Genomic DNA, 13,928 nt, shown 5'->3' with positions numbered 1-13,928 from the left:
GCCCCCGGACGCCGAAGACCTGGGTGGACGCTCCGGCGAGCAGAGCCGGGCTCGAGGACGAGGACCGCCATGCCCCCACCCCCGGCGACACGCTGGTCGGTCTTCCGTCGTCCCGCCGATCTCGTCGAACGCACCCGCTGGCTCTTCTGCGCCGCCGCCCTGGTCTCCCTCGTGCTCACCTCGCTGGGAGCCGTCCCCGGGGCGGAGACCTGGCAGCTGGCCGCGATCACCGGGGCCGTGGCAGCCCTGGTCACGTCGTGGCTGCACCGCTACGCCACGGCTCGTGCACCGCTCGCCCTGGACCTCCTCGACGCGGTGGCCATCTGCGTGTTCGCCCTCGCCTCGCCGGTACCGGCGGCTGCCCTCGGCGTCACCTTCGCCGCGTTGTGGTTCCGCGCCGTCTACGGACGCACCTGGGAGACCGGGGCCTACACGGCCGCGCAGTGCGCCGGCCTGGTCGCCGCCCTCGCGCTGTGGGAGGTCGTCCCCGGGCACGCCACGGCGGCTCCGGCCGCCCCGCTGCTCGGTGCGCTGCCGATCGCCCCGCTGCTGGCCGTGGTCGCCCGACACCTGGCCCTGGTGCTGCAGGAGCACCAGCTGGCCCAGGCCTGGGACGCCACGCTCGCCCGGCTGGTGGGCCAGCTGCTCGGGGTCACCGACGTCGAGCAGATCCGCCAGCGCGGCTGGGAGGCCGTCGAGCACATCTGCCGGCTCACCCCCGGGCTGTCCGTGGTCCTCGTCGAGGACGACGGGGCGCTCCTCGTCGTGCAGCGGTCCGCCGGCTCGGTCCGGCAGCTGCCCCCCACCCTCAACCGCACCCCGGCCGCCGCCGGCCTGGCCGCGGCTGCCGTCGCGCACCAGCCCTGGCGCATCACCCCGCCGCGGCAGCTCGTGGCCTGCACCGGAGGGGCGGGCAGCTGGGCGGCGATCCCGATGCCGGACGAGCCTGGCCGGCACCTGCTCCTGGGCGGCCGGTACCTGCGCCCGGAGGGCATGGTCGCCATCCAGTCGCTGGTGAACCAGGTGTCCCTGGCCGTGCGGGCGACCAGCGCGCACCGCGAGCTGGAGGTGCAGGCGCGCACCGATGCCCTCACCGGCCTGGCCAACCGCAGCAGCTTCTCCGCCGCCCTGGCGGCAGCGACCGCCGGCCCCGCCGGCGACCCGTGGGTGCTGTTCGTCGACCTGGACGACTTCAAGCCGGTCAACGACCAGCTGGGGCACGCGGCGGGCGACGAACTGCTGCGCGCCGTGGGCGCACGGTTGGCCGGGGTGGTCCGCGCGCCGGGGCTGTGCGCCCGGCTGGGCGGCGACGAGTTCGCCGTCCTGGTGCACGCCGCCGACGCCGGCGAGGCCGAGGCCCTGGGCCGGCGACTGGTCGAGGTGGCCTCGGATCCGGTGCAGCTGGCCGCCGGGACGGCGCGGGTCGGGGCGAGCGTCGGGGCCGCGTGCGTGCTGCCCGGCGTCTCCTGGACCAGCACCCTGCAGCAGGCCGACCTGGCGATGTACGCGGCCAAGGCGGCGGGCAAGAACCGGGTGCAGGTCGCCGGCTCCGCACCGCCGGTGACCACGGGAGCGCTGACCCGCGCCTGACCGCCGTGCGCGGCCTCACACCAGACCACTGTGACACCCTCGCGCCGATGTGGGCATGACGGTGTGGGAGATGGTCCTGGTGGCCGCCGCCGGACTGGCCGCGGGCGGGATCAACGCCGTCGTCGGCTCCGGCACGCTGGTCACCTTTCCCGTGCTGCTGGCCGTCGGGCTGCCCCCGGTGACGGCGACCATCACCAACTCCCTGGGCCTGGTGCCCGGCAACCTGACCGGCGCGATCGGCTACCGGCGAGAGCTGCACGGCCAACGCCGGCTGCTGCTGCAGCTGCTGCCGGCCTCGGTGCTGGGTGCGCTCACCGGCGCCTTCCTGCTGCTGCACCTGCCCGCCTCGGCCTTCGAGGCGATCGTGCCGGCGCTGGTCGGGCTGGCCGTCGTGCTGGTCGCCGTCCAGCCCCTGCTGCAGCGTCGGCTGGCTGCCCGGCGCGCCCGGGCGGGCACGGTCGAGGATGAGCAGGGGATCGGCCGCGGCCGGCTGGCTGCGCTCTTCGCCGGCGCCTACACGACCGGCACCTACGGCGGCTACTTCGCCGCCAGCCAGGGAGTGCTGCAGATCGGCATCTTCGGCCTGCTGCTCCGCGAGCCGCTGCACCGGCTCAACGCGATCAAGAACGTGCTGACCCTCGCCGTCAACGCCGTGGCGGCGCTGGCCTACGTGATCGTGGCGACGGAGCGGATCGACTGGGGCGCGGCCGCGCTGGTGGCCGGCGGTGCACTGGTCGGCGGGTACGTCGGGTCGACGCTGGGCCGGCGGCTGCCCGCGGCGCTGCTGCGCAGCGCGATCGTGGTGCTCGGGGTGACCGCGATCTGGGTGCTGCTGCGCCGATGAGCGCCCTGGAGTTCGGGCTCCTCGTGCTGGCCGGCCTGGGGGCCGGGCTGATCGGCAGCATCGCCGGCCTGGCCTCCCTGATCAGCTACCCCGCGCTGCTGGCCACCGGCCTGTCACCGGTGTCGGCCAACGTGACCAACACCGTCGCCCTGGTGCTCAGCGGGGTCGGTGCGGTGAGCGCCTCGCGGCCGGAGCTCACCGGTCAGCGCGCCCGGTTGGTCCGGCTGGGGCCCGTCGGGCTGCTCGGCGGCGTCGTCGGGGCGGTGCTGCTGCTGTCCACCCCGAGCGGGGCGTTCGAGAAGCTGGTGCCCGTCCTCATCGCCGGAGCGGCCATCGCCATCCTGGTCCAGCGGCCACCCCGGGAGCTGGCCGCCGACGGGGCGGCGGGGCCGGCGGCTCGGGACCACTGGAGCCTGGTCGCGGGCACCTTCGCCGCCTCCGTCTACGCCGGGTACTTCGGGGCTGCTGCCGGGGTGCTCCTGCTGGCGGTGTACCTGCTGGTCACCGGCGAGGGCGTGCCGCGCAGCAACGCGCTGAAGAACGTCGTCCTGGGCCTGGCCAACGGGGTGGCCGCACTGGGCTACGCCGTCTTCGCCGACGTCGCGTGGCTCGCCGCGCTCCCCCTGGCCATCGGCTTCCTGCTCGGCGGCCGGCTCGGCCCACGGGTGGTGCGCCGGGTGCCGCAGACCCCGCTGCGCCGGCTCATCGCCGTGGCCGGCCTGGCCCTCGCCGTCCACCTCGGGCTGGACGCCTTCGGCTGAGCGCGCTCCGGTGGTGCACCGCCGTTCCGGCCGCCAGGCTGGCCGGGCGCGGCCCCGCGCCCTCGGACAGGAGCAACCATGGACGGCCCCACCCCTGCGTCACAGCGGTTCAGCGCTGCACTCGGTCAGCTGCCCCCACCCGAGCTGCGCGGGCCGGAGCTGCTCGGCGTCCGGCTGGCCCAGGCCTGTGTGGCCGCCCTGCCCGTCGACGGGGCGGGTCTGAGCATCCACGACGTGCACGGCCGGCGGACGCCGATCGGCGCCAGCGACCCGACGACCTCCCGGGCCGAACGCCTGCAGTTCACCCACGGCGAAGGTCCCTGCCTGCGCGCGCACGACGACGGCCACGCCATCGCCTTCGACACGGCGGACATCGCCCGGAACTGGCCGGACCTGCACGGCGCGCTGGTCGGCGAGACGCCGTTCCGCGGCGTCCTGTCCGTGCCGTTGCCGCCACCCCTGGGACCCCTGGTCGTCCTCGACCTCTGGGTGCGTGACCTGGCCTCGCTGTCGGCCACCGACCGGGGCGACGTCGCGCAGGTGACCGAGACCCTGACCCGGGCCATGGCCGCCACCGTGACCGGCGCCCCGCTGACGGAGGCCCGACGCAGTTGGTGGGACACGCCGGACGCGTCGAGCCGGGCGAGGGTCTGGCAGGCGACCGGCATGGTGAACGTCGCCCTGGGCCTGGACACCGCCGACGCACTGGCCGTCCTCCGGGCGCACGCCTTCGCCACCGACCGGGTCGTGGACGACGTCGCCGACGACCTCGTGACCGGCCGGCTGTCGCTGGCCGAGCTGCGGACCGCGGGCACCGGCACCTGAGCGCACCCGGCAGCACGACGCCCGCTCAGCTTTCTCAACCAGCTGGTTGACAAGGATCCCGACCAGGACCACCCTCGTTGTCAACCAGTCGGTTGACAACGAGAGGAGGTGCCGTGGCGGCAGATGCCCTGTCCCAGGTGTTCTCGGCACTGGCCGACCCCACCCGACGGGACATGGTGGCCCGGCTCGCCGTCGGCGACGCCACGGTCAACGAGCTCGCCGCCCCCTACGACGTGAGCCTGCAGGCGGTGTCCAAGCACCTGAAGGTGCTCGAGGACGCCGGCCTCGTCAGCCGCAGCCGGGAGGCCCAGCGCCGCCCGGTGCACCTGGAGGCGCAGGTCTTCGACCTGATGACGACGTGGATCGAGCGCTACCGGCGCCAGGCCGAGGAGCGCTACCGCCGGCTCGACGACGTCCTCGCCGCGCTGCCGGACGACGTCCCACCCATGCCACCCACACCGGAAGGCCCCCCGACATGACCACCACCGACGCGCCACAGACCCAGATCGTCGCCGACCCCGACGTCCCGCTGGTCCGGATCACCCTCGAGTTCGACGCACCCCGGGAGAAGGTCTTCCGGGCGCACACCGACCCCGACCTCGTCGTGCAGTGGCAGGGCCCCCGCGACATGCAGGCCCGGATCGAGCACCACGACTGCCGCACCGGCGGCTCCTACCGGTACGTGCACGTGCAGGACGGCGTCGAGTACGGCTTCCACGGCTGCTTCCACGAGGTCCGCCCGGCCGAGCTCATCGTGCAGACCTTCACCTTCGAGGGGATGCCCGACGGTGTGGCCCTGGAGAAGCTCGTGCTGGCGGAGCTGCCCGGCGGGCGCACCCGACTGGTCGCGACCTCACTGGTCGACTCCTTCGCCGACCGGGACGCCTTCCTGGCCAGCGGCATGGAGAGCGGGGTGCGGGAGGGCTACCGACGTCTCGACGCCCTGCTCGCCGGCTGACCCGGGCCGGTCGGGGGCCCGGCCCGGGCGCGGCCCGGTCAGCGGGGGCAGAGCTGACCGGCCGCACCCGGCTCGAGCCGAGGGTCAGACCCCGCCGTTGGTGACGTAGGCGCTGAGCAGGAGCACGAAGGCGCTCGCGGTGATCAGCAGCCGGGCCGGGGTGAGACCGTTGAGCAGGCCGGCGATCACCCCCGCGTTCGACGCCCGCACCTCGGCGGCCTGGGCACCGCGACGGAGGAGCCGGACCTCATCGGCCAGCAGGGTGCCGCCGGCGCCCAGCAGGGTCAGCCCGAGGACGACGAACACCAGGGACAGCCGCTGGTCGAACGTGTCCACCGCCGGCGCCAGGAAGAGCACGACCACCAGGCCCAGCAGCAGGCCGAGCCCCGCGCCGGCCACCGGTGCCCACGGGCCCATCCGCACCATCGGGCCCCCGCGCCGGGGCATCCGCGGCCGTGGCCGGAAGCCGACCGGCGCGGTCGGGTGTGGAGCGGCCGGCAGCTCCCCGGCCGCATCCTCCCGCGGGTCGGGCTCGCCGTCCGCGGCGGGCGCCGGGACCGATGCTCCCGCGGGCACCCCGTCCGGTCTCTCCTCCGCCGGAGCCGCCGGCGGGGCCGCATCCGGCACCGTCGGCGGTGCCTCCGGCTCGCCCTGCGTCCGCTGGTCGGGCACCACCGCCGCCGTCGACCCGGTCTCCGTCCGTCGTCCCCGGTCGACCGTCCCGGCCGCCCGCACGTCCTGCTCGTCGCTCATCTGTGTGATCACCTCGGGTGCGGACGGTAGGTGCGCCCCCCGACGAAGCTGCGCAGGTGCCGGGGTGTGGCGGGTGGGACACGCGGGACCACGGCGGGGAGTGACCCACCGTGATCCCGTGAGGCCACAGCGTCAGCTGCAGACCACAGCATCAGCTACAGGATCCGGCGGCTGTCCTCGGCGACCACCCGCAGCCAGCGGTAGCCGTAGCCCTCCAGCGCAAGCTCGACCGAGCCGTCGTCGGCCAGCTGGGCGCCGCCCGCGGTGAGCAGGTCCTCCAGCCGGTGACCGGCCCCGCAGCCGGGCACCGTGACCGGCACCGAGAGCGGCTCGGCACCGAGGTTGTGCACCGCGACCAGGGCTCCGTCGTCCCAGGTGCACAGGTGCGCCAGGACGGCGGCGTGCGGCTGCTCCAGCAGCTGGAACCCGCCCCAGCCGAGCTCCGGCGACTCCCGGTAGCGGCGGATGAGCAGCTTCATGAACGACAGCAGCGAGTCCGGGTCCCGGCGCTGGTCGGCGACGTTGACGAACTCGGGGGCGAAGCCACCGTCGACGACCGGCCGGGTCAGCTCCTTCGCCGGCGCGTCGGAGAACCCGCCGTTGGCGCCGCTGGTCCACTGCATCGGGGTGCGCACCGACAGCCGGCTGCCGGCCGAGAGGTCCTCCCCCATCCCGATCTCCTCGCCGTAGAAGAGCACCGGGGTGCCGGGGAGGGAGAACAGCAGGCTGTAGACCATCCGGACCCGCCGGGGGTCACCGGCCAGCATCGGCGGCAGCCGGCGGATCAGGCCCCGGTCGTAGACCTGCATCTCCTCCTCCGGGCCGAAGGCGGCGAACACCTCGGCGCGCTCGTCGTCACCGAGCTTGTCCAGGGTCAGCTCGTCGTGGTTGCGGACGAACGTGCCCCACTGGCTGTCCGGGGAGATCTCCGGGCGGGCGGCGAGGGAGGCGGCCAGCGCACCGGCGTCCCCACGGGCCAGCGACAGGTACATCTGCTGCATCGTGTTGAAGTCGAACTGCATGGTCAGCTCGTCGCCGTCCTGGCCGCCGAAGAACTCGGCCTGCTGCTCGAACGGCAGGTTCACCTCACCCAGCAGCACCCCCGAGCCGGTCCGCCGGCCGAGGAAGGCGCGCAGCGCGCGCAGGTACTCGTGCGGGTCGGGGAAGTGCGCGGCGGAGTCCTCGTCCACCCCGGCGGTCTCCAGCAGGAACGGGACGGCGTCGACCCGGAAGCCGGCCAGCCCCAGCTGGAGCCAGAAGCCCATGATCTTGGCGATCTCGTCCCGGACCCGGGGGTTGGTGACGTCGAGGTCGGGCTGCTCGGCGTAGAAGCGGTGCAGGTACCACGTGTCCGTCTCCGGGCTGTGCGTCCAGATGCCCTCCTCGGCGTCGGGGAAGACCACCTGGCCCGAGGTGTCCGGGGGCTCGTCCTCCCGCCACACGTAGAAGTCCCGGTACGGGGAGTCCGTGCTGGCCTTCGCCGACTGGAACCAGGGGTGCTGGTCGGAGGTGTGGTTGACCACCAGGTCCGCGATCACCCGCATGCCGCGGTCGTTCGCGGTCCGGATCATCTCGACCAGGTCGCCGAGGGTGCCCAGCCGGGGGTCGACGGCGTAGTAGTCGGTGATGTCGTAGCCGTCGTCCCGCCCGGCGGTCGGGTAGAAGGGCATCAGCCACAGGCAGGTGATGCCGAGGTCGGCCAGGTGGTCCAGCCGCTGGGCCAGCCCCTCGAGGTCGCCGACCCCGTCGCTGTTCCAGTCCATGAACGTCTCGACGTCCAGGCAGTAGACGACGGCGTTCTTCCACCACAGGTCCGAGGTGTCGGTGATCCGCATCGGTGACGCTCCTCAGTCCAGGATCGCGGGCTCGGGGGCCTGCGCCGGGCGGCGGGGCTCGACCGGGCCGGGTGGGTCGATCGCGACCGCGGGGGCCGGTGCGGTGACGTCCAGCTGGGGCAGGACGTGCTCCCCGAAGGCGTCCAGGAAGGGCAGCTGCTCCTTGGGCACGTGGTGCAGGTGGACCTGGTCGAACCCGAGGTCCACGTACTCCTGGATCCAGGCCGCGTGCTGGGCCAGGTCGCTGGAGATGCGGACCGACTCCCCCACGGCCTCCGGGCTGACGTGCGCGCTGGCCTGGTCGAAGGCCGTGGTGCTGTCCAGGTCCCAGCACAGCGGCGGCGGGAAGACGTTGCTGCGCCACTGGTCGTGGGCCAGCGCGACGGCGCGGTCGTGGTCGGGGTCCCAGGAGACGTGCACCTGGATGGCGAGCGTCCCCTGGCCGCCGGCGTCCCGGTAGGCGGCGATGACCTCGCGCAGCACGTCGTGCGGCTGGTTGATGGTGACCAGGCCGTCGGCCCACTCGGCGTGCCGGGCGGCGGTCTTCGCCGTCACGGCCGGGGCGATGAGCGCCGGCTGCTGCTCGGGCAGGGTCCAGATCCGGGCCCGGTCGACGGTGACCAGCCCGTCGTGGCTGACCTCCTCACCGGCCAGCAGCGCCCGGATGATGTCCACGCACTCGCGCAGCCGCGCGTCGCGCAGCTCCTTGCGCGGCCAGACGTGCCCGGTGATGTGCTCGTTCATCGCCTCACCGGAGCCCAGCGCGACCCAGAACCGGCCGGGGAACATCGAGCCCAGGGTCGCGATCGCCTGGGCGATGATCACCGGGTGGTAGCGCTGCCCGGGGGCGTTGACCGCCCCGAACGGCAGCCCGGTGGTCGCCATGGCCGCGCCCAGCCAGGACCAGGCGAACCCCGACTCGCCCTGCCGTGGGTTCCACGGCTCGAGGTGGTCGGAGCACATCGCCGCGGTGAAGCCCACCTGCTCGGCGTGCTGCACCGCGCGGAGCAGGTCGCTGGGGTGCACCTGCTCGTGGGAGTTGTGGAAGCCGATCACCGTCATGCCGCATGCCTACCGGCAGTGGTGATCATCCGCAGGGTGAGTGCAGGCGGCAACGATCAGGTGCCCGCCACCCGGCGGTAGATCCGGCGGCCGGGTGCCGAGGTGATCCCGTGTGCGACCGTGCTGGCCGCGACCACCAGGGTGCCCGCCGCCCACAGCCGGGGATCGGTCACGCCCTCCTCCTCGCTGAAGGTCAGGTAGAACAGCGCGCTCACCCCGATCGGCCCGAACCAGCCCAGGAACACCGCGTCCCGCAGCTGCAGCCCCAGCGGCCGCATCAGCGCGAGCAGCACGGGGGGACGCCGGAGCAGCAGCACGGCCACCGGGAAGACCAGCGCCGTCCAGCCGAGGTCCGCCCAGGCCGACCAGGGCAGCAGGATGCCCAGCAGCAGGAACAGCGGGAGCACCAGGTACCGGTTGACGCCTTCGTCGATGGTGTTCTGCGGGCCGACCTCGTCCTGCCCGACGGCGACGTTGTAGGCCAGCCCGGCGACGAAGACCGCGAGGATGCCGTCGGCGTTGGCGATCCGGGCGATGCCGAGGACCGCGATGGCCAGGACCAGCGTGAACACCAGCGAGGCGCCTTCGGAGACGTCGTTGCGGCTGATCGCGAAGCTGACCGCACGCCCGGCGATCCACCCGACCACGGTGCCGACGACCACGGCGACGACCACCTGGTAGACGCCGTCCAGGGCGGCGTGCCCCAGGGAGTCCCCCAGCACGAGGGCGATCCCCAGCAGCACGAGCGGCAGCGCCAGCCCGTCGTTGGTGCCCGACTCGGCCGACAGCAGCTGGCGGGTGCGGGCCGGCAGGTGCTCCTCGGCCGGCTCCCCGGTGACCACGCTGGAGGCCAGCACCGGATCGGTGGGCGTGATGCAGGCGCCGATGAGCGCCGCCAGCGCCAGCGGGACGCCGAGCACCAGCCAGGCCAGCCCGGCGGAGAGCACCGCCATCCCGGCCATCCCGGCCGTCACCAGCAGCGCGGCCGGGGTGACGATCGGGCGCAGCCGGCGCACCGGGTAGCGCAGGGCCACGCCGATCAGCGACACGGCGAGCAGCACGCGCGCGGTCTCCTCGACCAACGTCGACCGCGTCGCCTCGGCCACCTCGATCAGCCCCAGGACCTGCGGGCCGACGACCACCCCGAGCACCAGCGCCAGCAACGGCTCGCTGAACGGCAGCTCGCGCATCTTGCTGGACAGCGCGGCCAGGGCCACCGCGAGGCTGCCGACGAGCGCATAGCCCAGGTGCAGGTCCTCCACGACGTCCCCCTCCCCCCGGCTCGGGTGCGGCAGGACGACGCGCCGGTCACGTGCCCCGGCGCCCCGTGCCCACCGGCCGCCCGGCGGGAAACGCCGGGCCGGCCCCTGGTCCCGCGGCCGGCGGGTGAGGAGGTCAGAAGGTGATGCCCAGGGCGACCCCGCCGAGGAAGTAGACCGCGGCGGTGATCAGCACGATGCCGATCACGTTGAGGACGGCGCCGGCCCGGATCATCTGCCCGATCGTGACGTAGCCGGAGCCGAACACGATCGCGTTCGGCGGGGTGGCCACCGGCAGCATGAACGCGCAGGTGGCGGCCAGCGCCGCGGGCACCAGGAGCACCAGCGGGAAGAGGTCGAGCCCGAGGGCGACCCCGCCGAGGACCGGCAGGAAGGCCGCCGCCGTCGCCGTGTTGCTGGTGACCTCGGTGAGCAGCAGGACCACGGCAGCGGTCACGACCACGAGGACGATGGCCGGCAGCGTCCCGACGGCCCCCACCTGGTTGCCCACGTACTCGTCCAGCCCGCTCGCCTGCACCGCGGCGGCCAGGCTCAGGCCCCCGCCGAAGAGCAGCAGCACGCCCCAGGGGAGCTTCTGCGCCTGCTGCCAGTCCAGCGCGGAGACGCCCTCCCGGGCCTTGACCGGGATGAGGAACAGCGCGACGGCCGCGGCGATGGCGATGGTGGCGTCGTCGAGGTTGGCCACGAACGGCAGCACGTCGGTCAGCGCGCCCCAGCCGGTCAGCGGCTGGCGGAACACCCACAGCAGCGCGGTGGTCACGAACACCACCAGCACGGTCCACTCGCCCCGGGACATCGAGCCGAGCTTCTCGATCTCGGACTGGATCACCCGCTTCCCGCCGGGGATCTCGCGCAGCCCGGAACGGAACACCACCTTGGTGAGCACCAGCCAGGCCAGCACCAGGAAGACCGCGGCCAGCGGCAATCCCATCAGCATCCACTCGCCGAAGCCCAGCTCGATGTCGTAGTTCTGCTCCACGAAGGCGGCGAGGATGAGGTTGGGCGGCGTGCCGATCAGCGTGGCGAGCGAGCCGATGCTGGCCGCGTAGGCGATGCCCAGCATCATCGCGACGGCGAAGTTGCGGGTGTCGGAGTCCTGGATCAGCTCGGTGACCGCCGGGCCGCCGTCACCCGGGGTGTCGCCGCCGGTGCCGCCGTCGGTGTCGGTGGCCGCCGCGACGGCCTCGGCGTCGGCGCTGCCGGCGGCCACCCGGTCCAGCACGAGCATCAGCACGCTGAGCCCGATGGGCAGCATCAGCACCGTGGTCGCGGTGTTGCTCACCCACATGCTCAGGAAGGCGGTGGCGAGCATGAACCCGGCGATCAGCCGGGGTGGCTTGGTGCCCACCGCCCGCACGGTGAGCAGCGCGATCCGCCGGTGCAGCTCCCACTTCTGCATGGCCAGGGCGATCATGAACCCGCCCATGAACAGGAAGATGTTCGAGTTGGCGTAGGGCGCGGTCGCCTCCGCCACCGACAGCACGCCCAGCAGCGGGAAGGCGACGATCGGCACCAGCGCGGTCGCCGGCAGCGGGAGCGCCTCGGTCATCCACCAGACGGCGAGCAGCACGCCGATCGCCGCCGTCGTCCGGCCGGCGGTGCTCAGGGCGTCGTCCTGACGGAGCAGGAAGTAGACGACCAGCGCGGCGACCGGCCCCCCGATCCGGCCCGCCCACTGGCGGCCGGGCGGGACCGACGTGTCGGTGACGTTCGACTGCTCCCCACCCCGGCCGGTCGCCGGCTTGCTGCGGTCGGTCACCTCGGCGCCGGGCGCCTGCTGGTCTCCCCGTCGTGCCACGGTGGCTCCTCTCCTCGTCGCTCGACCGGTGCCGCCGGCCCGGGCTCAGGCCGGTTGCAGGTCGGCGACGACGGCGGCCGGGGCCGGCTCGTGGCCCAGCGGGCGGCGGGTGAACCGGCCGGTGCCGTGCGACACCGACCGCAGCGCGCGCGGGTAGGTGATCAGCTCCCGCTCCGGCACCTCGGCGTGCACCGTCGTCTCCTCCCGCGCGGGGTCGGCGGCGCTCCCGGTGACCCGGGCCCGCCGCCCGGCGAGGTCACCGAGGACCGGGCCGACGTGCTCGGCGGGCACCGTCACCTCCACGGCGCACCACGGCTCCAGCACCTGGGTGCCGGCCGCGGCGGCGAGCTCGCGCAGGGCGAGCGCGCCGGCGGCGGAGAACGCGGCGTCGGAGGAGTCGACGGAGTGCGCCTTGCCGTCGACGAGGACCACCTCCACGTCGACCAGCGGCCGGTTCGCGCTCACCCCGCGGGCGGCCTGGGCGCGCACGCCCTTCTCCACGCTGCCGTGGAACTGGGTGGGCACCGCCCCGCCGACCACCCGCTGGCTGAAGGTGACCCCGGACCCGGGCGGCCCCGGCCGGGCCTCGAGGACCACCACGGCGTACTGGCCGTGCCCGCCGGACTGCTTGACGTGCCGCCCGGTCACGGTGGCCGGGCCGGCGAGCGTCTCCACCAGCGGCACCCGGACCGGCGGGGTCTGCACCGCGACGCCGTACCGGCCGCGCAGCCGGTCCAGCAGCACCTCGGCGTGCGCGTCGCCCACGCACCACAGCAGCAGCTGCCCGGTGTCCGGACGCCGCTCCACCCGCACCGCCGGGTCCTCGGCGGCCAGCCGGGTCAGCGCGGCGGCCAGCCGGTCCTCGTCGCTGCGCGAGGCCGCCTCGACCGCCACCGGCAGCTGCGGGTCCGGCAGCGGCCAGGGCGGCACCACCAGCGGGTGCTCCGGGTCCGACAGGGTGTCGCCGGTCTCGGCGCTGGTCAGCCGGGCGACCGCGCAGAGGTCACCGGCCGGGCACTCGGCGACCGGCCGGAGCGTGCTGCCCAGCACGGCGGCGATGCCCCCGACCCGCTCGTCGGCGTCGTGGTCGGGGTGCTGCTCGCCCCAGCCGTGCCCCGATCCGGCGCCGCAGACGTGCACCGGGGCATCGGGTCGCAGGGTGCCGGAGAAGACCCGGACGAGGGAGATCCGGCCGAGGTAGGGGTCGGTCGTCGTCCGCACCACCTCGGCGACGAGCGGCCCGGCCGGGTCGCATCCCACGTGCCCGGCCGGCCGTCCGTCCGGCCGGACGACGGGTGGGCACGGGCGTTCGAGCGGCGAGGGGAAGGCGCTCACCAGCAGGTCCAGCAGCTCCCCCACCCCGAGCCCGGTGGGCGGGGCGGCGCACAGCACCGGGTGGAAGTCCCCGCGGGCGACCGCCGTCTCCAGGTCGGCGACCAGGTCGGCGACCTCGATCGGCTCGCCGGCGAGGTAGCGGTCCATCAGCGTCTCGTCCTCGCTCTCGGCGATCACCCCCTCGATCAGCTCGGCCCGCAGCCGGTCGCGCTCCGGGTTCCCGGGCAGCGGCTCCAGCAGCGAGGTGAGCGCGCCGTCGTCCCCGAGCACGTGCAGCGGGTGGACCCCGGCGCCGAGCAGCTCCCGGCAGCTCCGCACGACGGCCGGGACGTCGGCCCGCGGCCGGTCGACCTGGGTGACCACCACCGCCCGCGGCAGCCCGGCGGCGGCGCACTCGTCCCACACCTGCACGGTGCCGGCGTCCACCCCGGTCACCGCGGAGACGACGACCAGCGCGGCGTCGGCGGCCCGCAGCGCCGCCCGCAGCTCGCCGACGAAGTCCGGGGCGCCCGGGGTGTCCAGGAGGGTGACCCGGTGGCCGGCGTGCTCGACCGTCGCGGCGTGCAACGAGACCGAGTGCTGGAGCCGGACCTCCACCTCCTCGGTGTCCAGGCAGGTGGTGCCGTCCTCCACCCGGCCACCGCGGGGCAGCGCCCCGGCAGCCACCAGCAACGCCTCGGCCAGGGTGGTCTTGCCCGCGCCGGCGCGACCCACCAGCGCCACGTTGCGCACCCGCTCGGGCGGGCGGGGTGCCGGTGCACCCACGCCGGTTCGGTTGCCGCTGCCGCTGTGCGTCGCCACGCAGACCTCCGGACGTCGTCGTCCCAGGTGCCCACCCTGGCCCCGGATGCCGACCCGGACAAGTCCTGGGCGGGCTCGGGTCTGCA

Annotated in this window: 12 protein-coding genes; 6 read left to right on the top strand and 6 right to left on the bottom strand. The window is 74.6% G+C overall.

The genetic code is table 11. The features are described from left to right. Positions 1-69 precede the first annotated feature (69 nt). The 6 genes from O2V61_RS08940 (at position 70) to O2V61_RS08915 (ending at position 4,978) form a co-directional block, all read left to right on the top strand. Positions 70-1,590 (top strand): GGDEF domain-containing protein, encoded by a 1,521-nt coding sequence (locus O2V61_RS08940; RefSeq protein ID WP_269182937.1) that lies wholly within the window; start codon positions 70-72, stop codon positions 1,588-1,590. A 55-nt stretch (positions 1,591-1,645) separates the two neighbouring features. Further along, positions 1,646-2,434, top strand: coding sequence for a sulfite exporter TauE/SafE family protein (locus O2V61_RS08935; protein WP_269182936.1), 789 nt, complete (start codon positions 1,646-1,648; stop codon positions 2,432-2,434). Further along, entirely contained in the window at positions 2,431-3,195 is a 765-nt protein-coding gene (locus tag O2V61_RS08930) for a sulfite exporter TauE/SafE family protein (RefSeq protein WP_269182935.1), read from the top strand. Before O2V61_RS08935 ends, O2V61_RS08930 begins: the two co-directional genes overlap by 4 nt. 78 nt (positions 3,196-3,273) lie before the next feature. Continuing rightward, positions 3,274-4,020, top strand: coding sequence for a hypothetical protein (locus O2V61_RS08925; RefSeq protein ID WP_269182934.1), 747 nt, complete (start codon positions 3,274-3,276; stop codon positions 4,018-4,020). Between the two features lie 113 nt (positions 4,021-4,133). Then, entirely contained in the window at positions 4,134-4,499 is a 366-nt protein-coding gene (locus O2V61_RS08920) for an ArsR/SmtB family transcription factor (RefSeq protein ID WP_269182933.1), read from the top strand. Beyond that, on the top strand, positions 4,496-4,978 hold the full coding sequence (locus O2V61_RS08915) for an SRPBCC family protein (protein ID WP_269182932.1): 483 nt from the start codon (positions 4,496-4,498) through the stop codon (positions 4,976-4,978). The genes O2V61_RS08920 and O2V61_RS08915 overlap by 4 nt, the downstream gene beginning before the upstream one ends. A gap of 84 nt (positions 4,979-5,062) precedes the next feature. On the opposite strand, the gene O2V61_RS08910 is transcribed toward O2V61_RS08915, so the two are convergent. The 6 genes from O2V61_RS08910 to O2V61_RS08885 form a co-directional block, all read right to left on the bottom strand. Further along, positions 5,063-5,731 (bottom strand): hypothetical protein, encoded by a 669-nt coding sequence (locus O2V61_RS08910; protein ID WP_269182931.1) that lies wholly within the window; start codon positions 5,729-5,731, stop codon positions 5,063-5,065. Positions 5,732-5,886: 155 nt separating this feature from the next. Further along, a complete protein-coding gene (locus O2V61_RS08905; RefSeq protein ID WP_269182930.1) occupies positions 5,887-7,566 on the bottom strand; it encodes an alpha-amylase family protein in 1,680 nt (559 codons plus the stop codon). Positions 7,567-7,578: 12 nt separating this feature from the next. Further along, complete coding sequence (locus tag O2V61_RS08900; protein ID WP_269182929.1) at positions 7,579-8,628, bottom strand: TIGR03885 family FMN-dependent LLM class oxidoreductase; 1,050 nt, start codon at positions 8,626-8,628, stop codon at positions 7,579-7,581. 56 nt (positions 8,629-8,684) lie between these two features. Further along, complete coding sequence (locus O2V61_RS08895) at positions 8,685-9,890, bottom strand: cation:proton antiporter domain-containing protein (protein WP_269182928.1); 1,206 nt, start codon at positions 9,888-9,890, stop codon at positions 8,685-8,687. A gap of 133 nt (positions 9,891-10,023) precedes the next feature. Next, entirely contained in the window at positions 10,024-11,706 is a 1,683-nt protein-coding gene (locus O2V61_RS08890; RefSeq protein WP_269182927.1) for an SLC13 family permease, read from the bottom strand. A gap of 45 nt (positions 11,707-11,751) precedes the next feature. After that, positions 11,752-13,842, bottom strand: coding sequence for an elongation factor G-like protein EF-G2 (locus tag O2V61_RS08885; protein WP_269182926.1), 2,091 nt, complete (start codon positions 13,840-13,842; stop codon positions 11,752-11,754). Positions 13,843-13,928: the final 86 nt, after the last annotated feature.

The sequence above is a fragment of the Modestobacter sp. VKM Ac-2985 genome, assembly GCF_026967925.1.
Taxonomy (GTDB): domain Bacteria; phylum Actinomycetota; class Actinomycetes; order Mycobacteriales; family Geodermatophilaceae; genus Modestobacter.
This window is presented reverse-complemented; position numbering and strand designations above follow the sequence as displayed.

Coding starts and splice junctions, on each gene's coding strand:
- O2V61_RS08940 (WP_269182937.1), top strand. CDS start 70: ATGCCCCCACCCCCGGCGACACGCTGGTCGGTCTTCCGTCGTCCCGCC.
- O2V61_RS08935 (WP_269182936.1), top strand. CDS start 1,646: ATGACGGTGTGGGAGATGGTCCTGGTGGCCGCCGCCGGACTGGCCGCG.
- O2V61_RS08930 (WP_269182935.1), top strand. CDS start 2,431: ATGAGCGCCCTGGAGTTCGGGCTCCTCGTGCTGGCCGGCCTGGGGGCC.
- O2V61_RS08925 (WP_269182934.1), top strand. CDS start 3,274: ATGGACGGCCCCACCCCTGCGTCACAGCGGTTCAGCGCTGCACTCGGT.
- O2V61_RS08915 (WP_269182932.1), top strand. CDS start 4,496: ATGACCACCACCGACGCGCCACAGACCCAGATCGTCGCCGACCCCGAC.
- O2V61_RS08910 (WP_269182931.1), bottom strand. CDS start 5,731: ATGAGCGACGAGCAGGACGTGCGGGCGGCCGGGACGGTCGACCGGGGA.
- O2V61_RS08905 (WP_269182930.1), bottom strand. CDS start 7,566: ATGCGGATCACCGACACCTCGGACCTGTGGTGGAAGAACGCCGTCGTC.
- O2V61_RS08900 (WP_269182929.1), bottom strand. CDS start 8,628: ATGACGGTGATCGGCTTCCACAACTCCCACGAGCAGGTGCACCCCAGC.